Annotated in this window: 19 protein-coding genes and 1 tRNA gene; 19 read left to right on the forward strand and 1 reads right to left on the reverse strand. The window is 60.6% G+C overall.

Going from position 1 to position 21,972, the window contains the following annotated elements; all coding sequences use genetic code 11:
- Positions 1-2: 2 nt before the first annotated feature.
- The 19 genes from Q4I12_RS13695 to Q4I12_RS13785 all read left to right on the forward strand — a co-directional run bounded on the left by Q4I12_RS13695 (position 3) and on the right by Q4I12_RS13785 (position 21,697).
- Positions 3-2,408, forward strand: a complete 2,406-nt coding sequence (locus tag Q4I12_RS13695; RefSeq protein WP_302262039.1) for a phage nozzle protein — start codon at positions 3-5, stop codon at positions 2,406-2,408.
- On the forward strand, positions 2,409-2,888 hold the full coding sequence (locus Q4I12_RS13700; RefSeq protein ID WP_302262041.1) for a hypothetical protein: 480 nt from the start codon (positions 2,409-2,411) through the stop codon (positions 2,886-2,888).
- A gap of 5 nt (positions 2,889-2,893) precedes the next feature.
- Entirely contained in the window at positions 2,894-3,517 is a 624-nt protein-coding gene (locus Q4I12_RS13705) for a virion core protein, T7 gp14 family (RefSeq protein WP_302262042.1), read from the forward strand.
- Between the two features lie 3 nt (positions 3,518-3,520).
- Positions 3,521-5,422, forward strand: a complete 1,902-nt coding sequence (locus Q4I12_RS13710) for a hypothetical protein (RefSeq protein WP_302262043.1) — start codon at positions 3,521-3,523, stop codon at positions 5,420-5,422.
- A 12-nt stretch (positions 5,423-5,434) separates the two neighbouring features.
- Positions 5,435-9,358, forward strand: coding sequence for a hypothetical protein (locus Q4I12_RS13715; protein ID WP_302262045.1), 3,924 nt, complete (start codon positions 5,435-5,437; stop codon positions 9,356-9,358).
- Positions 9,359-9,414: 56 nt separating this feature from the next.
- Positions 9,415-10,854 (forward strand): phage tail fiber domain-containing protein, encoded by a 1,440-nt coding sequence (locus Q4I12_RS13720; RefSeq protein ID WP_302262047.1) that lies wholly within the window; start codon positions 9,415-9,417, stop codon positions 10,852-10,854.
- A gap of 1 nt (position 10,855) precedes the next feature.
- Entirely contained in the window at positions 10,856-11,533 is a 678-nt protein-coding gene (locus tag Q4I12_RS13725) for a DUF4376 domain-containing protein (protein WP_302262049.1), read from the forward strand.
- The gene (locus Q4I12_RS13730; RefSeq protein ID WP_302262050.1) at positions 11,533-11,802 is read left to right on the forward strand and encodes a pseudouridine synthase; all 270 of its coding nucleotides are present in this window, start codon (positions 11,533-11,535) and stop codon (positions 11,800-11,802) included. Before Q4I12_RS13725 ends, Q4I12_RS13730 begins: the two co-directional genes overlap by 1 nt.
- Positions 11,802-12,122, forward strand: coding sequence for a hypothetical protein (locus Q4I12_RS13735; protein WP_302262051.1), 321 nt, complete (start codon positions 11,802-11,804; stop codon positions 12,120-12,122). Before Q4I12_RS13730 ends, Q4I12_RS13735 begins: the two co-directional genes overlap by 1 nt.
- A gap of 477 nt (positions 12,123-12,599) precedes the next feature.
- Entirely contained in the window at positions 12,600-12,857 is a 258-nt protein-coding gene (locus tag Q4I12_RS13740; protein ID WP_302262052.1) for a DNA packaging protein, read from the forward strand.
- Between the two features lie 81 nt (positions 12,858-12,938).
- Positions 12,939-14,819 carry a phage terminase large subunit gene (gene terL / locus Q4I12_RS13745; protein ID WP_302262053.1) on the forward strand — a complete coding sequence of 627 codons (1,881 nt, stop codon included), beginning with the start codon at positions 12,939-12,941 and terminating at the stop codon, positions 14,817-14,819.
- Positions 14,820-16,871: 2,052 nt separating this feature from the next.
- The gene (locus tag Q4I12_RS13750; protein ID WP_279136281.1) at positions 16,872-17,057 is read left to right on the forward strand and encodes a hypothetical protein; all 186 of its coding nucleotides are present in this window, start codon (positions 16,872-16,874) and stop codon (positions 17,055-17,057) included.
- A gap of 200 nt (positions 17,058-17,257) precedes the next feature.
- Positions 17,258-17,845 (forward strand): antirestriction protein ArdA, encoded by a 588-nt coding sequence (locus tag Q4I12_RS13755; protein ID WP_302262055.1) that lies wholly within the window; start codon positions 17,258-17,260, stop codon positions 17,843-17,845.
- Between the two features lie 111 nt (positions 17,846-17,956).
- Positions 17,957-18,625, forward strand: a complete 669-nt coding sequence (locus Q4I12_RS13760; RefSeq protein WP_302262057.1) for a hypothetical protein — start codon at positions 17,957-17,959, stop codon at positions 18,623-18,625.
- A 25-nt stretch (positions 18,626-18,650) separates the two neighbouring features.
- Positions 18,651-18,842: a hypothetical protein gene (locus tag Q4I12_RS13765; RefSeq protein WP_302262059.1), complete on the forward strand. Its 192-nt coding sequence runs from the start codon at positions 18,651-18,653 to the stop codon at positions 18,840-18,842.
- A 125-nt stretch (positions 18,843-18,967) separates the two neighbouring features.
- Positions 18,968-19,177: a hypothetical protein gene (locus Q4I12_RS13770; RefSeq protein ID WP_302262061.1), complete on the forward strand. Its 210-nt coding sequence runs from the start codon at positions 18,968-18,970 to the stop codon at positions 19,175-19,177.
- A gap of 223 nt (positions 19,178-19,400) precedes the next feature.
- Positions 19,401-20,273, forward strand: coding sequence for a BRO-N domain-containing protein (locus tag Q4I12_RS13775; protein ID WP_302262063.1), 873 nt, complete (start codon positions 19,401-19,403; stop codon positions 20,271-20,273).
- 196 nt (positions 20,274-20,469) lie between these two features.
- Positions 20,470-20,625, forward strand: coding sequence for a hypothetical protein (locus Q4I12_RS13780; RefSeq protein ID WP_302262064.1), 156 nt, complete (start codon positions 20,470-20,472; stop codon positions 20,623-20,625).
- Position 20,626: 1 nt separating this feature from the next.
- Positions 20,627-21,697: a tyrosine-type recombinase/integrase gene (locus Q4I12_RS13785; protein ID WP_302262065.1), complete on the forward strand. Its 1,071-nt coding sequence runs from the start codon at positions 20,627-20,629 to the stop codon at positions 21,695-21,697.
- Positions 21,698-21,879: 182 nt separating this feature from the next.
- Here the strand turns inward: Q4I12_RS13785 and Q4I12_RS13790 are convergent.
- Positions 21,880-21,963, reverse strand: a tRNA-Leu gene (locus Q4I12_RS13790).
- Between the last annotated feature and the right edge of the window lie 9 nt (positions 21,964-21,972).

Here is a 21,972-nt window from a genome sequence, read left to right on the forward strand (position 1 = left end):
GCATGGGCCAGCTCGTTTCCTCTTCCATCCCCAACCTCATCTCCGGCGTCAGCCAGCAGCCCCAGAACGTCCGCCTGCCCACCCAGGGCGAAGAACAGGTCAACTGCTTCTCCTCGGTGACGGACTTCCTCAAACGCCGCCCGGCCATGAACAGCGTGGCCCGGCTCATGGACGCCGCAACGGCCAGGGGCCTGGGGTCGTCCGTGTTCATGCATCCCATCAACCGGGACGAGCGGGAAAAATACCTCGTCCTCATCTACAAGGACGGCATCAAGGTCTTCGACCTCGACGGCACCGAAAAGACCGTGACGGTCGATGAATCGGCCAAAGCCTATCTGGCCCAGGCCCAGGACCCCATGGCCGACTTCCGCGCCCAGACCATCAATGACTACACCTTCATCGTCAACCGCCGTGTGACGGTCAAGGCAGATGCGGAGAGCCTGACGCCCAAACGTCCCCCGGAGGCCCTGGTCTTCATCAAGCAGGCCAGCTACAACACCACCTACACCGTGACCCTGGGCGAAGGCGAAGGGGCCGTCTCCGCTTCCTTCACCACGCTGGACGGCGTGGCCCCCGCCGACGAGCCTGCCGACAGCCTCAGCTCCAAGGAGATAGCCGACAAGCTCACGGAAGCCATCAACAAGAACGGCGCGTATACCGCCCAGGCCGTGAACTCCACCATCTGGATTCGGACCAAGGACGGCAGCGATTTCAAGATAGCCGTTGCCGACACCCGCTCCAACACCCACACGTCCCTGTGCAAGGGCACCACCCAGCGGTTCAGCGACCTGCTCACCGCCGCCCCCCGCGACTTCGTGACCGAGGTCATCGGGGACGCCAGCTCCAGCTTCGACAACTACTATGTCCGCTTCGAGCTCATGGACGGGAACTCGGACTTCGGCACCGGCCTCTGGAAAGAGACGGTCAAGCCTGGCATCCCCAGCAAGCTGGACGCCGGCACCATGCCCCACGGCCTCATCCGCCAGGCCGACGGCACCTTCACCTTCGGCAAGCTGGACTGGGCCGAACGGGCCTGCGGTGACGAGGATTCCGCCCCCCTGCCCTCCTTCGTGGACAGGACCATCAACGGCCTGTTCTTCTATCGCAACCGGCTGGCCTTCCTCTCCGAGGACAACGTGGTCATGTCCGAGACGGGCGAGTTCTTCAACTTCTTCGTCACCACCGTGACCACCATGGTGGATTCCGATGTCATCGACGTGGCCGCGTCCAACGTCAAATCCTCGCTGCTCCAGCACGCCGCCGTCTTCTCCGGGGGCATCATCCTGTTCAGCGACCAGACCCAGTTCACCATGGAGCATGATACGGTCCTCGCCAACGCCACCGTCAGCATCAAGCCGGTGACGGAGTTCGAGGCCGACATGTCCGCCGCTCCGGTCTCCGCCGGGAAGACGGTCTTCTTCGCCACCCGCCGTGGCGAGTGGGGCGGCGTGCGCGAGTACCTCACCCTGCCCGACAACAGCGACCAGAACGATGCCGCCGACGTGACGGCCCATGTTCCCCGCTACATCACAGGGGGCATCTTCAAGCTCATCTGCTCCACCAACGAGGACCTCCTGCTGGTCCTGTCGCGGAACAAGCGGGATTCCATCTGGCTCTACAAATACTACTGGAACGGCTCCGAAAAGATTCAGTCCGCCTGGAGCCGCTGGGACATGGCGGGCACGGTGCTTTCCGGGGCCATGTTCACCAGCAAGTTCTACTGCGTCATGGAATATGACGACGGCGTATGGCTGGAAGTCTGCGACTTCGCCCCGGCCTTCAAGGACCCCGGCGAGCCCATCGAATACTGCCTGGACCGCAAGGTCACGGAAGAGCGGTGCATCGTCGGCCCGTATGACCAGGCCACCAAGACCACGACCATCACCCTGCCCTGGCCGGTCAGGGAAGGTCTCTCCCCCCTGCTCGTGACCAGGACGGCCCAGGGCCAGAAGGCCGGTGTCCTGCTGGACATCGTGAGCCATGGCGGGGACACGGTGACGGTCAGGGGAGATGCGTCCGGCAAAAAGTTCTTCGCCGGCATCCCCTACCGCAGCACCTACACCTTCTCGCAACAGGCCATCAGGGAAGAGAGCAAGGGCAATGCCATCACCACGGGCCGCCTCCAGCTCCGCAGCATGACCCTCAACTGCGACGACACCGGCTACCTTGAGATGGAAGTCACCCCCTCGTTCCGCCAGACCAGCCGCTACATCTTCACAGGGCGCGAGCTGGGCCACGGCGCCAACGTCATCGGGGACATCCCCCTCTATACCGGCAAGATAAAGGTCCCTGTGCTGTCCCTGAACACACAGGTCTCCATCGCCGCCACCTCGGCTTCCTTCCTGCCCTTCGCCCTCGTCAATGCGAGCTGGGAGGGCTTCTACAACACCAGGCACAGGCAGGTATAGATGCTCCCCACCATCCCTCTACAGATGCGGCACTTCGCCAGGGTCTCCTGCCCCTACGACATCCACCTGCTCAAGGACACCCTGCGGGAGGAAGACCTGCGGGACCTTGAGCATATATCCGGCCATACGCCGGAAGAGGCCCTGCGCTTCGGCTTCGAGCATTCCCTGCTCTGCGTGACCTTCTTCCGCCCCGGAGACCCGCTGGATGTCATCGGCATGGGCGGGCTCGTCCCGCCTGCCGTGGTCTGGCTGCTCTTCAACAAGGACTTCTTCGCCCGTCAGAGCGACAGGGCCTTGTTCCTTGAGATGTGTCCCCTGGTCCGGGACTGGCTCCTCGACCAGTCTTCCGGGGGCTTCATGCACAACATGACCCTCAAGCGCAACCGCAGGCTGCGACACTGGCTCCGCTGGCTCGGAGCCGAGGAACTCCCTTCCGCAGAAGGGAGCGACATCATCAACTTCTACTTCCAAAGGAGGTAATCGCCATGTGCGATGGAGGCGCGTTTTCCATCCCCATTGCCTCCCTGCTCATCGGCACAGCCTCCGCCGTGGCCAACGGACAGGCACAAGCCCAGCAGGCACAGGCACAGGCCGCCTATCAGGAGGCCCAGGCAGCGGAATACGCCCGCACGGCGGAGCTGAACAATCAGGCCGCCATCCGGGAATACACCGAACAATCCGCCGCCGAACGCATCAGCCAGATGCAGGAACAGGCAGCGGCCGGCCAGCAGGCCCAGGATGTCCAAAAGGAGATGCTGCAAAAGAAAGGCACCATGCTGGCTTCCACCAACGCCGCAGGCATGGCCCTGGACTACCTCATGGCCGACTATGAACGCGAGCAGGCCAACAGGAAGGACAGCATCCGCCACCAGTACGAGATGAACTCCGTGGGGCATGAGCTGAACCTGTCCTCCTTCAAGGACAAGGCCCAGAACCGCATCAACTCCCAGCAGAACTACATCACCCAGGGAACGTCCTTCAACAGCGGCATGAACACCCTGGGCACCATCCTCGGCATCGGTGGCGCTGCCGTCGGGGCCTATGACAAGTATGACAAATACAACAGGCATACCGACATCACCTCTACCGCCAGCAAGAAGAGAGGATAAGCCATGGCACAGCAAAGCAGGTCCTCTCAGCCCACCATCCGGCAGGACCTCCAAAGGTCCCCGGCCCTCAATCCCGGCATCAGGGCCTCCGGCCTCTACAGTTATACCGAGGCCCGCCCTTCCTACATCGACCGGGACAGGACCGTGGGGGCCGGTATGGAGATTCTGGCCCGCTCCCTGTCCCGCCTGGACAGCTCCCTGGTCCCGGCGCTGGAACGCATCAATGACCGCAACATCGAACGTGCCGTCACGCAGGGCGCGGAGCTGTATGCCCAGAACACCGACCTCGACAAGAACAGGAAGAACTGGAAGGACTTCGTGGAGGAGAACCCCCAGGACAGCCCCTACAACCCCTACCTGCAAATCGGCTACGAACAGGCCCGCCTGAAGGCGCTGGCCGTGGACCAGGCCAAGGCCATGGAAGACGCCTTCATTCAAAGCGGCATGGTCAACGAGACCGACCAGAAGAAGGTCAAGGCATGGATGGACGACTTCACCATCCAGTTCCGCAAGGACAACCACCTCGACACCTACGAGGACAAGCTGACCCTGGCCGAGAACTTCAGCGCCAACGAGTTCAAGACCAAGGCCGGTATGATGGCCAAACACAGTCAGTATGTGGCCCGGCAGAACGAGAGCCGCACCATGCAGCAGTTCTCCGAGCTGACCGCCGAACAGATAGAGGCGATGTTCGACCCCAGTCTTGGCGGGAGCGTGTTCGGCGCCGGGGAGGCAGATGCCCAGCGCATCGCCGACATCATCATGGCCAATGGCCAGACGGCCCTTGCCAACGGTGTCCTCGATGCCAATGCCGCCGAGATGTACACCAAGATGGTCTTCGATGCTTACGAGCGTCTGGACAAGAACCCCGTGGCCCTCAAGGCCCTGGACCTGGTGAAGACGCCCGGCGGCGTGGCCCTCTCCTCCCTGCCCGGCGTGGCCGAGAAGGTGAACGCCCTCCAGCGCCAGCGCATCGAGCAGGCCCGCGCCGACCAGCGCCACTACTGGGCCATGGAAGAACGGCAGAAGAAGCTGACCACGGAACAGTGGATGGGACAGGGGGTCATGGTCTGGGGCGACAAGCCCCCCACCAAGGACAACATGGATGCCGCCGGTGTCCCTGTCTGGCTCCAGCCCGCCTTTGCCCAGTCCGTCAACAGCTTCAACAAAGCCATGCAGGAAGGCCAGCGTCTCGCTCCCGCGAGCCAGGCCGGGCTCACCGCCGTGCATATCCTCTCCAGCACTGGCCAGCTCACCCAGGATGAAGTCCTCGCCCTGAGTACCATCTACGGCGCTGACAAGACCAAAGAGTGGTACGACACCAACAAGGCGGCGCAGGACGAGACCAACAAGGACTACACCGGCTTCCTCAAGGAACTCAGCTCCGCCTCCTTCAGCATGTTCTCCAGAACGAAGGACGACGGGCTGGGCTTCAAGGGCGTCTCGTTCGGCTATGACCCCGAACTGACCGAGGAACAGAAGATAGGTCTCCAGGCCACAGAGCTGGCCATCGCCATCGCGGCCCAGAAGGTCGAGGAATACAAGGCCGCCCACAAAGGGGCCATGCCTGACAAAACATGGTACACGACGCAGCGCCCCAAGATTCTCTCCGAAGTCAGCGATGCCGTGGCCAAGGAACAGAGCAACAAACAGGCCGGTATCACCGTGCCCGGCGCTGACAAGAAGGCCGGCTCCCCCGCCCCCACGGCCCCCCAGCCCAACACCGCAGCGCCCAAGCCTACGAAAGCCTACACCATGCTGCGCCAGTTCGCTTCCAACAACGGCATCAACACCGCTACCCTGCCGCCGCCCACCTCTTCCCCTGCGGAAGTGGCCGGGTGGATGCAGAAGAACCACCCTGAGCAGGTACAGGCCTACAACGCCTTCTGCACATCCAACCGCTAACAGGAGGCACCCATGCCTGAAATCCCTGTCATGAACGAGGGGGTCGAAGGGGTCGAAGGCACCCCGCAGTCCCCTGCCCCCGCGCCGCTGCCGGAAGAGCCTGCCGACCAGATGCAGGCCCCCGCGGCTGAAAGCCCCGTGCCCGGAGCCGGGGCCTCGCCCGAAACGCTCTCCGAACTGGATGGGGAGCCCCAGTCCCCCGCCGAGCCCCCTGTCGTCTCCCCGGAGGCCATCGCGGCCATGTCCGAAGAGGCCCCTGCCACGGTCTCCCCCGAAGCCATCGCTGCCATGACCGAGGACTCCCCCACCGCCACGGTCTCTCCCGAAGCCCTCGCGGCTATGGAAGAGCCTGACGATGCCGGGGCCATCACCGCCGATGTGACCGTCGAGGACGAAGGGGACGGCAAGCCCGTCTTCGACCTTGGCGATGCGGTCATGTCCGCAGGTCAGGGTCCGTATGATGCGGTGAACAGTGTCCTGGACCTGTCCTACAGTACCGGCAGGTTCGTCTCCGAGGTACTCACCGAAGGCTGGGACAAGGCCAAATTCGTCCAGCACAAGGCCCCGCTGCGCTTCGGGGAATATGATTCCCAGACCCTCGTGGGCGAGGTCAGCAAGGGCCTCACCCAGTGGGCCACCGGCTTCGCTCTGACCGGCCTTGCCGGAAAGGCTCTCTCCACAGGGGCCTCCGTCGCCTCCGGCGCACGGACGGCGTTCGCCAGCCTCGGCAAAGGGGCCGTGGTGGATTCCGTCTTCTTCGACCGCCAGGAGGAACGGCTCTCCAACTTCGTGGAGCAGTTCCCTGAGCTGCAAGGCCCCATCACCGACTTCCTGCAAGCCAGGCCGGACGACACCGTGCCGGAGGCCATGCTCAAGATGGCCGTCGAAGGTGCCGGTCTCGGCATCGCGACGGATACCTTCATCGCCGGGCTGCGCTGCCTCCGCAGCGGACGCAAGGCCCTCTCCAGCGGAGAGAGCAAGGCGGCCATGCGGCAGTATCAGCAGGACGTGGAGCATCTGGACAGCGTGATGCAGGAACGCCAGGCGGCTGACGGCGCACCGGCCCAGCCGGCAGAAGGAGCCCCCACCGGGGCAGCGCCTAGCCAGACCGGCGAAGCGGCGGTCCCGGCCCAGTCTCCCGATGCTCCTGCCGACAAGATGCCCGTGGTCATCCTCAAGCCCGGCCAGCGTCCTCCCGCCGCCCATAGGGACGGGGACAAGCTCCTCTCCTCGCAGCAGGCCCTCAACACGGCCAAGCAGGCCATGGAAGCGGACTGGCGAGCCCTCTGGCCCATCACGGACAACATCAATCTCCAGACGGAGATTTTCCAGCAGCCCTCCGGCTCCGATTTGCTCCTGAAGCTCAGTGACGCCCAGGTGGACCATCAGCTCAAGGCCGCCGGCCCGCAGGCCCACAAGGAACTCATCGCCAGCGCGAGGGAGGATGTGGAGAAGATGGGCTTCTCCTGCGAGATGTTCTTCCAGCAGGGCAAGCAGGCCGTCAAAGACATCCAGAGAGCGGAGCGCGTGGTGCTGAAAGTCCGCGCCCTCATGCACAACATGACCGATGCGGCCATCCCTCTGGCCCGTCGCATCATCAACGGCACGGCCTCGGAGCGTGACAAGGCCAGCTTCGACATGCTGGCCCGCAACCTCCAGGAGTTCATCGTCGTCAACGGCGACCTCCGCACCGTGTCCGGTCGCCTGCTCAACAGCCGGAACATCCTCATGACCGAGGAGAAATCCGCCAACATCCTCGGCAAAGGCCCCACGGACGAAGCCTTCCTCGACAAGATGGCCTCGCCCAACACCAGGACGAACAAGCCCTCCGCCATCGTCGGCACGGTCGCCGCAAAGCCCGGTGCGCCTGCCCCCGACGGGGACGGGCTCATCATCAAGGACTGGAAGGCCGTGGACAAGATGACGGAAGACGATGCCTCCCGCTATCTGCTGGAATCCGGCATCGAGCCCCAGCAGCTCATGCAGGCCGCCCGCGACCTCCTGGCCAGCGATACCGTGGCCGCCCGCTCCCGTATGCTGCAACAGCTCCGCCCCGGCGTGAACCTCTTCGATGCCGTGAACGAGATTCGCATCAACGGTATGCTCTCCGGCCCCATGACCCATCTGGTGAACATGGTGGGCACCGGCATCAACACGACGGTGATGAAGCCGGTCGAGCGCATCGTCGGTGGTGCCCTGAGCGGCGACATGGCCCAGGTACGTTCCGGCATCAACCTTGCCAAGGGCATGTGGGGCAGCAGCATGTATGCCTTCAAGATGGCCGCCAAAGCCTGGCGGCTTGGGGACAATATCCTCGACAGCTCCAGGTCGCGGCTGGATGCCCCCACCCATCAACTGACCTATGAGCGTATCAAAAACTCCCTGCTCAAGGACAGGCCCGAAGGCGAGCTGACGCCCCGCCAGGAACAGATGGCCCGCGCCATCGGCTGGATAGGCACGGCCACCCGCATCCCCACCCGGCTCCTGCTGGCGGAAGACGAGTTCTTCAAGCAGGCGGCCTTCCGTGGCCAGCTCACTGCCGACCTTGCCGAGGAAGCCCTCACCAAAGGCCTCAAGGGCAAACAGGTGGACGAATACATCGCCGCCCGCATGGACGATGCCTTCACGGTGCGCGGCACTCCCGCCGACAACACCCTGGCCAGACGCGCCCTGGACTTCTCCCGCGACAGCACCTGGACCAGCGAGCTGGAAAAAGGCAGCTTCGGGAAGGACATCCAGTCCTTCGCCTCGCGCCATCCTTCCGTCCGCCTCATCGTCCCCTTCATCAGGACCCCCATGAACCTCTTCCATGATGCCATCCGGCATACGCCCGCCTCCCTGCTCACGCGGCGCTTCCATGCCGCCATACGCGCCGGCGGGGAAGCCCGTGCCGAAGCCCTCGGCAGGCTGGCCGTGGGGAGCATGATGATGGGCTGGGCCGCTTCGGCTGCCCTCGAAGGGACCATCACGGGCAGACCGCCTGAGAACCCCAGGCTGAAGGAATGGTGGAAGCAGAACAACATCAAGCCCTACTCCATCAAAATCGGGGACAAGTGGTACGAATACCGCCGCTTCGACCCCTTCGGCCTCCTCGTGGGCATGGGGGCCGACCTGGCCGTCTATGGCAAGGAAATCATCAAGGAAGGTAGTTCCACCCCCCAGAGCGACCCGGTATGGATGCGGCTGGCCATGACCAGCCTCATGACCGTCACCGAGCATCTGAAGGACAAGTCCTACTTCCAGGGCATCGCCGATGCCGTGACCGCCATCAACGAACCCGAACGCGGCCTCGATGACTACCTCGGCAGGACCACCGCCTCGTTCGTGCCCTACTCCGGCTCCCTGCGCTTCATGAAAGACTATCACACGGATACCTTCCAGCGTGAGGCCGACGGCTTCACGGCCCAAGTCCTGAACGCCACGCCCTTCACCTCTGACAAGGTCCCGCTGCGTTACAACTGGCTGACAGGGGAACCTGTGAGCTACGCCAAGCCCTTCAACAGCAAGGTGGGCGGCGATGCCGTCACTGAAGAACTGCTGCGCCTTGGTGAAGCCGTCTTCGGAAAGCCCGAAAAAGCCATTCATGGCGTCGCGCTGACACCGGAGCAATACTCCCGCTTCTGCCGGCTCCACGGCACCATCAAAATCTCCGGCAAGACCCTCCATGACGCGCTTGCCGAGACCATCGCCCATCCCCGTTATGACCAGGCCCGCCGCGTACAGGGGGATGCCCCGCTGGGGGAAGAATCGCCCCGCAGCGTCCTGCTCAACCGCATCATCGACAGATACCGGGAAGTGGCCAAGCGGACGATGCTGGCCGAAGACCCCGGCCTGCTGGAGCAGGTCAGGCGGAAACAGGCAACGGAAAAGCTCTCCCGACGGGGGGCCATGACGAAGGACAACCAGCAGGGCCTCCTGCAACAACTCATCCAGTGACCGACAGGCGGGGGAACGATCTTCCTCCGCCTTCTCTTTTACCCAAAGGACGACATATGGCCTACTCGTATGTGACCTACACGGGGGACGGTTCCACCCAAATCTACACCGTCCCCTTCCCCTTCATCAAACAGGAAGACATCCACGTCTTCCTCGATGCCGAAGAGGTCCCCGCAGAGCGTATCGAATGGCTCTCCGAATCCAGCATCAAGTTCGATATGCCTCCCGAACAGGGGGCCATCATCCGCATCCGCAGAGATACGGACAAAGAAGAAGCCGTGGTGGATTTCCATGACGGCTCTGTCCTCTCCGAGGAGGACCTCGACCAGAACACCCGGCAACTCCTGTTCATCGCCCAGGAAGCCTATGATGCCCTGGAAGGCTCCCCCACCATCGACAACGACAACAAATGGGACATGCGCGGCCTTCCCATCAAGAACGTCGGACCTGCCGAAGACCCTGACGATGCCGTCAACTACCGGCAGTATTCCACGGACATGCTGCCCACCCTCCGGGACCTCCAGCAGAAAACGGCCCAAAGCGAGGCCAATGCCAAAGCCAGCGAAGTGGCCGCCGCCCAAAGCCGGGACGCCGCAGCGGCCAGCCAGGCCGCCGCGAAGGGAAGCGAGGCGGATGCCAAAGCCAGCGAAGTGGCCGCCGCAGAAAGCGCCCGGCAGGCGGAAGACTGGACGGAGCGGGCCAAGGCATGGGCAGAATCCCCTACCCCGCCCGACCCTGACGACCCCGAAAGCAAGAGCGCCAAAGAGTGGGCCAAGGCCGCCTCGGATACTGTCCCCATCGCCACCCCTTCCATCGCAGGCAAGGTCATGCCCCAGACCGGCGACGAGGACGGGCTGGAGCTGGGAGAGGATGGCAGCCTGCGTGTCCGCAAGGCGACCACCACGCAGCGTGGCGGTGTGCTGGCCAGCACCACGGCGGCGGCCAACACCGTGCCCCAGGCCGGGGAAGACGGCACGCTGGACGCAAGCTGGGTGCCCAGACCTGACTGTTGGGACATGTTCCCGCCCTTCGTGCCCGTCCCCATCTGGGGCGCGACGCCGGGCGGCAGTGACGGACGCCGGGCCGTCATGCCCGGAGAAGAGCAGGCACGCGAAGAATGGATCCTCTGCGACGGCGGCAGCGACGGCAAGGACGGCACCGTGCCTGACCTGCGGGGCCGCTATGTCCGCGGTGCCAGCGAAGCCGAGCCCGAAGGCACGGAAGGCGGCAGCGAAGATGTCGCTGTGGAACTTTCCGGCAGTACCGGGGCCACGACGCTGAGTACAACGCAGATGCCCAGCCACACGCACCCGTTCTCTGCCGTCATATCGACTAAAGGACGGTATATGGAGAGCGGGAACCTATACGACAGCGGCAGTTCCAGAACTTCCGCAACGGGCGGCAACGGCTCCCACACGCATCCTCTGTCCGGGTCGATATCCGGCACGCACACCGACCCTCATCTCGCCATGAACTTCTTCATCAAGGTGGTCTAGCATGAAAACACACGTCACCGTCATCCCGTCCGACGGCATCATCTCTGTGGACGGGGAAGTGCTGTTCCTGGACGGCATCAAATCCGAGACCTTCCATGCCCTCCAGTGGCACGATGGCGCGGGCCATGTGGAGCCCGGCAACGGCCTGCCCAACGAGGAGCTTTCCACCGATGATTACGCCGGGCGCGTGGCCCCCTTCGTGGCCCTGTGGGAAACGGAGAAAGAACGGCTGACCGCCGAAGCAGCAGCCGCCGAGGAAGCCTACAACTCCCTGGAGAACGTGAAGGCCCGAAAGCTGGCCGTCATCGACGCCGAGACCTCGGCAGCCATCCTGGCGGGTTTCGAGTGCGAGGCCACGCCGCCGGATACTGGCGTGCCGGAGCTGCTGCACTTCTCCTACGACAGTTTTGACCAGCAGAACTTCGCCGACGCGGCTGTGTCCATGCAGCTCGCGACGGCCAGCGATGGCGGTATCCCCACAACCACGCCCTGGAATGCCTACCGTAACCACACGGCGGACAGCAAAGGCGACCTGGTTATCTTGCAGTTGACCGCCGAGACCTTCCTGCCCATCTATGCGGCCGCGCTGAACCACAAGGCAACGAAAATGGCCGAAGGTGGACAGCGCAAAGCTGCCGTGGCCGCCGCGCAGACCGTAGAAGACGTGGAGGCCATCTGATGCCCGCCTATCTGCACGGCCTGCTGGTGGCCTGCGACCAGCTCCTCAATGCCCTGCTGGACGGCTGGCCCGACGAGACGCTGAGTTCCCGCTGCTGGCGCTGGCACAAAGATGACGTGCGCTCCTGGCCCTGCCGCTGGCTGGATACCCTCGCGGCCCTGTTCGGGGACGAGGACCACTGCCGTTCCGCCTATGACAGCGAACGCCGCAGACGCCAGCTCCCGCCCGAACTGCGCTGTGTCTGCGATGTCAGGGAAGGAGGGGACTGATGCCCAGGCCTGAATATCCGGCCCCCATGGTCCCGCCCCACCCCTGCCAGCATGAAGGGGACATCTCGGTCCTCAACGCCGCTCTGGCGGAAATCAAGGACACCCTGCGCGACCTCAAGGACCTGCTGGCCTCCAATGCGGCCCTGGAGGAGCAGGCCATCATCACCCGCAACTCCCTGAAGGAAATCAACGAGCGCCTCCGCAGCGTGGAGCTGGAGCAGGCCAGGAGCAAGGGAAACAGCAAGTGGACGGACAGGATAATCTGGGCCATCACCTCTGCGGCCCTTGGCGGGGCCGTGGCGCTGGCCTTGAAAGTGTAGATATTGCCATACGGTAATTTATAGGGTATTGCTACTGACAGACACACAAAAGGCGGAGAGTGCTGCTAACACCCTCCGCCCCGGCAGAGATTGTGGGTATGTGTTCTCCCACTACGGGAGCCGTCCCTTGCCGGTTACGGTTATTGAGGACAGCCCCTGATAGCGTTGGCCCGCCGTCAGGGGCCTTTCCATATCCATCGTGTGACGGCTAGAACTCATTCATGAGCAGCCGTTTCAGGACTTCAGCGAACAGGTTTGCAAGGACCTGGACGCAAAAATCCATGAACGCCTGGTTCATGGGCATCCCTCCTTGTTGGTGTCTCTCTGCCTTTGGACACACAGCAAGGGAACGACATACCGCCGACGATTTTACAGCAAGGCCCCGCCTCTTTCAAGCAAACGAAGGAGACGGGGCTTTTTTCGTCCCCTCCTCCGCCGGACCACACGACAAACACGCGACACCAAGGAACGACCACCATGTCCGAACGCAACCAACGCGGCACCGAAGCCGAGCTGGCGGGCCTCCACGGCCTGCTCTCCCAATACTTCAGTGCCCGCCTCAACTCCGGGGAAGCCCTCACCTCCAGCGAGCTGAACGTCATCAGGCAATTCCTGAAGGACAACGGCATCGACTGCGTGGGCAGCGAGAACCCCGTCATCAACGACATCACCAAGAACCTGCCCTCGTTCGATGACGACATGGACGGGCAGGACAGCACCGGTCTGCTCAACTAGCGACCATCCCCCAGAACCTTCGACCATCCCCGTGGGTGTCCTTGCGGCACCTGCGGGGATTTTTTTTTGAGGTCACGAACCATGGCAAACAGCACTCCCCTATCCCCCAAGTTCACTCCCCTGCCGGACAAACTCCGGGACTTCCGCACCTTCCTCGTCCTGGTCTGGCGTCACCTCGGCCTGCCCGACCCCACCCCGGTCCAGCTCGACATCGCCCGCTGGCTCCAGTACGGCCCGCGCCGCAGCGTGACCGAAGCCTTCCGTGGTGTAGGCAAGAGCTGGATTACGGCGGCCTTCGTGGTCTGGAGCCTGCGTATGGACCCCCAGCTCAAGTTCATGGTGCTGTCGGCATCCAAGGACAGGGCCGACAACTTCACCTCGTTCTGCCTGCGGCTCATCAACGACATCCCCGCCCTGCAATGCCTCATCCCCAGGACGGAACAGCGATGCTCCAAGCTCTCCTTCGACGTGGCCCCGGCCAAGCCCGACCAGGCCCCCAGCGTCACCAGCAAGGGGATCTTCAGCCAGATAACCGGGGGCCGCGCCGACATCATCATCGCCGACGACATCGAGGTGCCCAACAACTCCTACACCCAGATGATGCGGGACAAGCTCTCCGAGGCCGTCAAGGAGTTCGACGCCATCCTCAAGCCCGGCGGGCGCATCATCTATCTGGGCACCCCCCAGACCGAGCAGAGCCTCTACAACTCCCTGCCCGACCGTGGCTACAGCGTCCGCGTCTGGCCCGCCAGGTTCCCTTCTGAGGACCAGTTGGTGAATTATGGGGAAACACTCGCGCCTTTCATTTTGAAGGCTCTGGAGGCCGGTTCCGGGCTGTCTGGGGCCACTACGGACCCGCGCCGCTTCTCGGACGACGACCTCCTGGAGCGCGAGCTGTCCTATGGCCGTGCCGGCTTCCAGCTCCAGTTCATGCTGGATACCCGGCTCTCGGATGCCGAGCGGTATCCCCTGAAACTTGCCGACCTCATCATCATGGGCTGCGGGGCCTCAGATGTCCCGGAAAAGCCCATCTGGGCGTCGGGAGTGGGCAACGTCATCAACGACCTGCCCTGCGTCGGTCTGAACGGCGACAGGTATCATTCCGCCGCATTCCTGGCCGGCTCGTGGGTCCCGTACACCGGGGCCGTCATGGCCATCGACCCTTCCGGCAGGGGCAGCGACGAGACCGCCGTGGTGGTGCTGAAGATGCTCAACGGCTTCCTCTACCTGACGGCCATCCGGGCCTACACGGACGGCTACTCCGAGGAGACCCTCAAGGCCATCGTCAAGCTGGCCAGGGAACAGCAGGTGAACAGCGTGGTCATCGAGGCCAACTTCGGTGACGGCATGTTCACCCGGCTCATCGGCCCCTACTTCACCCGCGACTACCCCTGCCATATCGAGGAGGTGAAGCACAACAAACAGAAGGAGGCCCGCATCATCGACACCCTGGAGCCCGTCATGCGCCAGCACAAGCTGGTGGTGGACAGGAACGTGGTCGTCTGGGACTACGACAGCACCAAGGGGATGCCGGTGGAAAAGGCCCTGAAGTATCAGCTCTTCTACCAGATGTCCCGCATCACCCGCGACCGGGGCTCCCTCTCCCATGACGACCGCCTCGACTGCCTCGCCATGGCGGTGAACTACTGGGTCGAGATGATGGGGCAGGACGCGGACAAAAAGATGGTCCAGCGCAACGAGAAGCTCCTGCTGGAAGAACTGAAGGCGTGGGACGATGCCGGCAGCCTGAGCCTGAGCAGGAACAAGGTCACGGTCTCCGGCGGGCCTGATGCCCTGACGGCGGCCATCCAGCCCGTGGACATGCTGTTCAGCTTCAGCTCGTTCACCGTGGGTGACAGCAGGTCGTCCAGCTCCGGGGCCGGGAGGATTGGAGGACGAGGCGGCATCCCTTCCCAGACACGCTCCCGCTTCGGAGGCGGGGCAAGGCGGTGGGCCAGATAGGCCAAGACCTCTCCTACTTTGGGGTGGAAAGGCTGGTCTGATGGGCCAAGACCTCCCCTACTTCGGGGTGGGCGGAGCAGACAGGTAAAGACCTCCCTGCTTTGAGGCAGGGGGTCGATTCGCCTAGGCAGAATATCTGCCCGGACAAGAAGGAAGAGGAGGAGAAGGAGGGGCCATGCAGCATCAGGAGGTCGATTCCCCAGGTGCATGGTTCCTCCCTGCTCCATCCTTGATTCATCATAATAAGAAGAAAATCATGGTCTTAGAATTAGGTTGCACTTCTTGGAGGAAGGGAAAAGGGACCCCCTAAAGAATCCCCTATCCTTTCCCTAAACATTCCCTTAGCTCTTCTTGATTAAAGGTTCTGATAAGATTTTCTTTTATGATTGTGATAGAGCATCTTCAAATAAGAATAACTCTAGTAAACTGTAGCAACATCCCTATCCCATTGACATTCTATAGTTATCCAAGATAAAATATTCCCCTGCTCTCACAGACAGAGAGACGGAAGCAGTGTGGAAAGTCAGGCTGAAGGCAGCGAAAGAGGGACGGAAGGAGAACTGAAGTGTCTCTGAAGTACCTCGGAAGTGTCTCTGGAGCTGGCTGGCTCATGGGAGCGAGAGGTTCCCAGGGGGACACTGTGGGAATCCTGGGTGGCACCGGGGGAATCCTAGGGGGCCTGAACGGAATCCAGGGTGGCACCGGGGTGTTTTTGGCAGAAAAATTTGAAAGCCCTACACGATGTGTAGAGAGCCTGTCTCCCCCATCGGCCCAAGGTCATTTGAGCCTGTTCAAAGCTTATTAGAAAGGACGGCCTGCCCTGCCAAAACCTCTATATATGCAACCAAGGCCGCAACCAAAGCCGGCAAACCGTTGCTATTCCTTGCTTTGCGATGGATTGTAAATCCCTTTCACGGCTTGGGCTTGGTATTCCGGCCCTGTCGTGGCCTTGACTTGGCCTTGTCTTTGCCTTGTTATTCTGCCTTGCCTGAAAGCATGATGTCAGGATTCTTTACACTTTGTGAAAATCGTTTTCAATTTTAGAAACATCTATTCGGGACACTATGGAAAGCCTGATAAAAAACATTGAATCTATAGTCGGGATGTTCTTAATCTCTTGCCTTGCCGCTCTTCCTGTTTGGGGAGTCGTCTATCAAGAAGCTAGGAAGAGAGGGCTAGAATCAAAATGGATAATATGTAAAATTGCTTTAGTCCTTCTCTTTTTATATCTATGTGTTTATAATTTTGAAATTTATGACCTTAAAGAGCAGATAAAAGAGCTCGAAAAGCTATTGAAAATCAACGGTATAGAATACTAAAACAGCCCCACCATAAAAATACATCATCCATATCCCAGCCTCTTTGAGGACTACGCAATGCCTATAGAATTACACGGAACATACTACACGGCTACCGAAGCCGCCGAAGAGCTAGGCTACAGGGATGGCTCTTACGTTTCCCGGCTATGCTCACAAGGGACAATCCCTGCCTCTCGTGTAGGCACAGTGTGGCTCATTCCTGCCACTTGGGTACTTGAGCAAAAGAAAATTTCACCAAAAGGTCAAGGAAGCCGCGGAGTTAGCAGGAAATAAAAAATATTATCCAAACATCTTGACTTTTATCCAGACATTCGGATAAAAAAGACTTGCGAGGGCGAGAGAAGCCCAGGGACGCAAGTCCTTTTTCTTTTCGCCTTATTATCCAGATAACTGGATAAAGTTCTTTCACAATCCGCCGGTACGCCGGGCCGCCCACACGGACAAGCAATCTGGAGCCTCTGCCGTGTGGCCATAGGGAACACATAAGGAAACCAAGAGAAAAACAGACATCATGTTTTCAACCCATTTGACGCAGGGCAAGCGCACACTTGCCGCCTTAATCAACTGCCTGTTGCATAGGAAGACAGAGCATTTCAAAGAAAGCTCAACCTTACGTCGTCCATAGCTTCGCACAGCATCCGGCGCTTGTCCTGCCTACTGATGGATTGAATGTCAGCCACCATGATTGACACAAAACAAAAATTGTCGGATTGTGAAACAGGAGAAAAATGACATGCAGGAGAAGAACAGAAAGCCTTTTGAAAAACTGGCTGATTACATGGCCGGTTTTTTTTCAAATCTAGCCGTTGTCGGTGTTGGCTTGGCTGTTTTCAAGGAAGAGGATGCCACCTATTCAATCATCGTTGCTTTTTGCGCTTTATTCCTTGGGGCGCTTATAACCTATTTTGCCAAGAGGTGAGGAAATGAGTTCCACCATGATATGGGTCTTCGTTCTTATTGGCGTAGCTGGGGCTGTTGGTTTGATTGCCGCTTTCCTCTCCTCTCGCTAGTCATCCCACACCTCACCAAACACAAAGCCCGCTTAGGTCTCATCCTAGGCGGGCTTTTCTATTGCAAAAAATCAAACCATACACACCAAGACAAACGGGAGCATATAACATGCCTACCAATACAAATAGTTCCGACACCTTCCGCATCTATGTGGCCTCCCTGTCCGACTACAATGCGGGCATCCTGCATGGCACCTGGATTGACTTTGCCCAGCTCATCGACCTTGACGACCTCCGCGCCGCCATTGCCGCCATGCTGGCCACCTCTCCGACCGCCAAGGCCGAACCCGGCCAGCCCGCCGAAGAGTGGGCCATCCATGACTATGAAGGCTGGTGCGGATTCTCTCTGCCCGAATATTGCGGGCTTGCAAACCTCTGGCAGGCATATGAGGTCCTGTCGGCGTTGTGCGACGACTTCGACGGGGACACGGCGGCCATAGAAGCCTATGCGGGATACATGGGAGTTACGGACATCCATGATGTTGATGATGCCTTTCAGGCAGGATTTGAAGATGCGTATGTGGGCCGCTTTGCAAGTGAACGGGAGTTCGCGGAAGAATTGGTCGAAGATACCGGGATGCTCGCGGATGCTCCTGACTTCCTGCTCAACTATTTTGACTATGAGGCCTTCGCCAGAGACCTTTTCATGACCGACTATCACATGTCTGATAGCGGTCATGTCTTCCGCACCTGCTAGGCTGCTACAGCCTATCACACGCGACCACGTCACAGCATGGCCGCCTGTCCGATGCACCGGATGGGCGGCCTCCCTTTTTTACAGCAGAAGACACAACTACGGAGCGACATCATGGAAACCTATACCGATACCTATGGAAATCACTGGTCCACTGATTCCTGCCTCACTTTCGGCCCTTATGGCGGGGGCGGCTCCGTCGCCTGTGCCAATCTCCGTTGGATTGAAAGACAGCGCAACATCTCCGTCATGCCCTCACAGCGTGTCCGCTTATGTGGAAAGCATATCTCCTTTGGCCACTATGATGATGACTTTTCTGACTATGATGTCGTCATGGTGCCGGGCGCTTTCGGAGGCAGGACCGCCTTTATCAATATGGCCGGAGACCTTCGGGAAAACATGGATGCCCTGTCCGATTACCCTGTCTTCAATGAAGGACTGGTCTCCCAGGTGGAACTGGAATGGGAAGAACAGGCATGGCCTGATACCCTGCGCCTCCTGATGGATGCCGCTCCTACAGATGCTCTGCACAACTACTTTTCCCGCCGCACGGACCAGTTTGGGGACATGCTGTTCCAAGCCTACAGGGATGCGATGGATGAAACGAACACGTACCCCGTGCCGGAATACGATTACGTCTATATCGATACAGCCAAGATAGCGGGCGCTTTTTGGAAAAACCTCCTGTCCGCCTTCAAGCGATTCCACAAGGAACGCTGGGCAAACAAGCCGTATCGCAAGATGATGCTGTACTTGCCCGGCTTCGAGAAGAAGCAAAGCTAGGAAGCGACCGGAGGGGAGACACACCATGCGTATCTTTGAACTCAAGATGACGGCAGGGGAAGGCTTCAGCAATCCTTACTATTTCGTCAACGGCAAGCGCGTCCCTGAATGGGTCTATCGCTCTACGTCCCGCCGCTGCGTCCGTTTCGACTGTTTCCATACGGAACAGCTCAAGAACGGCCGGTACAGACACACCTCCTTCGGCTATCAGGAATAGTCATGCCAATACCCATCTTTGTCCCATCATCGGCCCGGCAATGTTTACCCATTGTCGGGCTTTTTGATTGGTCAAAGTCATAACCAAACAAGCAAACAACATGGAACACAAGGGGAATGATGACGATGAACGGGAAGCGGCTTCTTTATATCGACCAGTACGGGGACACGTTCTTTGCCTCTACCGTCAAGGAATTGCGCGAGAAGGTGGGCGGGGGCCGCATCGCCAAGATGTACCAGGATACCGCCAGCGGAGAGGTCCTGCATGTGGGCTACGTCATCGGCCAGCACTGGCTGTCCATGTATGCTCCCTACACAAAGCCCGCCACTTTTTAGGAGGCCCATCATGCCGCCCACCATCGCCGAAGTCCTGATGACGCTGTGCAACATCACCTTGCTGGCTGCCGTGATGTTCCTTGGCCTGTTCGGTGCGCTGCTTTTTTCGTAGGTCAATATAACTAAAAAATTAGTTAAGTTGCACTTATTGGAAGAAAAGCGACCACTTTTTTTGGCCCACCATCTTCCTTCCACATCCCATCAACCACAGCAGAGGACCATCATGGAAACCGGAACGAACATGGCCGCCATCATCACCACCACAACTCCCATCAGCAACGCCACCAGTAATGCCCCGACCGTCCCCACCTCATCCGCCCACAATGACCAGCCGCACGAGTTCAGGGAACCGGTCTCCGGGGCCATCCTGCGCGGCCTGATGCGGGATGGGGAACCGTGGTTCGTGGCGCGGGACGTGGCGCAGATATTGGAGCTTGGCAATCCGCGTACAAGCCTGGCTCTTTTGGATGAAGATGAAAAGGGTGTCCACAGTATGGACACCCTTGGCGGAAAACAAGAAATGTCAATCATTTCCGAGGCGGGCCTGTATTCCCTCGTCCTGCGCTCGCGCAAACCCGAAGCCAAAGCCTTCAAGCGGTGGATCACGCATGAAGTCCTGCCCACCATCCGCAAGCACGGGGGCTACCTCACCCCGGCCAAGCTGGAAGAGGCCCTCTCCGACCCCGACACCCTCATCATGCTGGCCACGAACCTGAAAGCCGAGCGGGAAAAGCGCCGGATGGCGGAGGCGGCCCGTGCCAAGGCGGAACACGAGCTGGAGGTCGCCACGCCCAAGGCCCGCACCTATGATGCCGTCATGGCCCCGCGCAAGCTGGAGCTGCTGACGTTCTGCCGCCGCTTCCGGGACGTGAACCTGAACCTTGTCCGGCCCAGCCTTGAAAAGGCCGGGGTCATCTACAGGAAGGGCAACGGCTACAAAGTCTATGCCGCCTATCGTGATTCCCATTTCTCCGAGCGCACCGACTACCTCACCGGACGCCTCATCATCACCGTGGAACCCAAGGGCCAGCAGCTCTTGGCCCGCTTCTGGGAAGACGGGACGCTGGCCCGGAAGAAGACCCGGACCGCCCTCTAACCCTCTCAGCCTCTCCGGCCCTACACCACCCCACACCTTGGCCGCCTGTCCCTCACCGGATGGGCGGCCTTCTCTTTTCCAAGGGAGACCAGTGACCATGCGCCTTTTCATGGGGGCCTGTCTCCTCTACGGCGGGCAGGTCCTCCTCGTCTGGGTCCTCATCCACATGTAGCCAACGATATAAGGAAGAACAGATATGCACCCCACCTACAAGAGCATCATCATGCAGACCACAGCGGACATCATCAATGACTGGGAAGCCTTCTACGGTATGGACGGGCTGGAGCTGACGGGCCTCCTGTCCGGCAATGGGCAGGACCCCTTCGGGGATGACAGCACGGAGGGGATGTAGTATGGCGACCACGACGAAGAAGGAGAGGAAGAAGGCGAACGACAACGCCATCACCCTGCCCAGGGGCATCCGTCCTCACCGCTCCGGCTACATCGTGGACGTGACCGTGGGCGGCAAGCGCCGGACCAAGACCGCCGCCACGCTGGAGGCTGCCCTCCTTGCCCGCGAGGCGCTCCGCAATGCGGCCTCTGCCCCGTCGAACAGCGCCGGGGCTGGCGATGATACCAGCCGGGATGATTGGACGCTGGAGCAGGCCACAGAGCGCACCATGCAGGTGGTCTGGGCCGGCAAGCCCGCATACAAGACCATGCTCATCAACAGCAAGGCAGTGCTGGGTTTCTTCGGGGCAGACACGCCGGTGCAGGACATCACGCTGGATGACATCGACCGCTTCGTGGCCCATCTGCTCAACGAGCGGGGCAACAGCGGCGGCACGGTGAACCGCAAGCTGTCCTGTTTGTCCCGCATCCTGCGGACGGCCTTCGAGCGGGGCAAGCTGGAGAAGATGCCCAAGATGCCCAAGCGCCGGGAGGCAGAGCATCGCATCCGCTTCCTCTCCCCAGAGGAAGAGGCCCGGATGCTCACCATCCTCGAAGCCACGGCCACGCAGGACGTGCGGGATGCCATCCTTTGCCTGCTCTATACGGGCTTCCGTTGCGGGGAACTGTGGCGTCTCGAATGCCGGGACATCGACCTCGAACGGGGCACCCTGACGGCATGGAAGACCAAGAACCACCATCCCCGCACGGTCCCCATCGTGGGCCGGATACGTCCCATCATCGAGCGCAGGATGCAGGCCTGTGGCGGGACGGGGAGGCTGTTCCCCATGGGCAGCAACGACTGGTTGCGTCGCCCGTGGGACATCCTCCGCTACCATATGGGGATGGATGATGACCCACAGTTCGTTCCCCATATGCTCCGCCACACATGCGCCACCCGCTTGTCGCAGGCGGGGGTGTCCATGCCTATCATCAAAGAGTGGATGGGGCACACGAGCATAACGACCACAGCTCGTTACGCACACTTCTCTCCCTCTGACCTACGCCATGCAGCCACCCTTCTTGGGGATTAGGTTGCACTAAGTGGAAGAATAGCATTGGAGAAGACTGTCAGACGAAGCCTGTGGTATGAGGTGGTGTTCACACCTTGTATAACAAGAGGCCCATTGGTTGCAGATGGTTGCTTAACCTGCGTGGTATAACAACCATGCTCCAATGGGCCTTGGTCTTGTATAAGGTGTTGATATAACTGTGATGGTGCGAGAGACGGGACTTGAACCCGTATGGATAAACCGCTGGATTCTAAGTCCAGTGCGTCTACCAATTCCGCCACTCTCGCAAAGATAAC

This window comes from Desulfovibrio piger (genome assembly GCF_951793255.1).
Lineage (GTDB): Bacteria > Desulfobacterota > Desulfovibrionia > Desulfovibrionales > Desulfovibrionaceae > Desulfovibrio.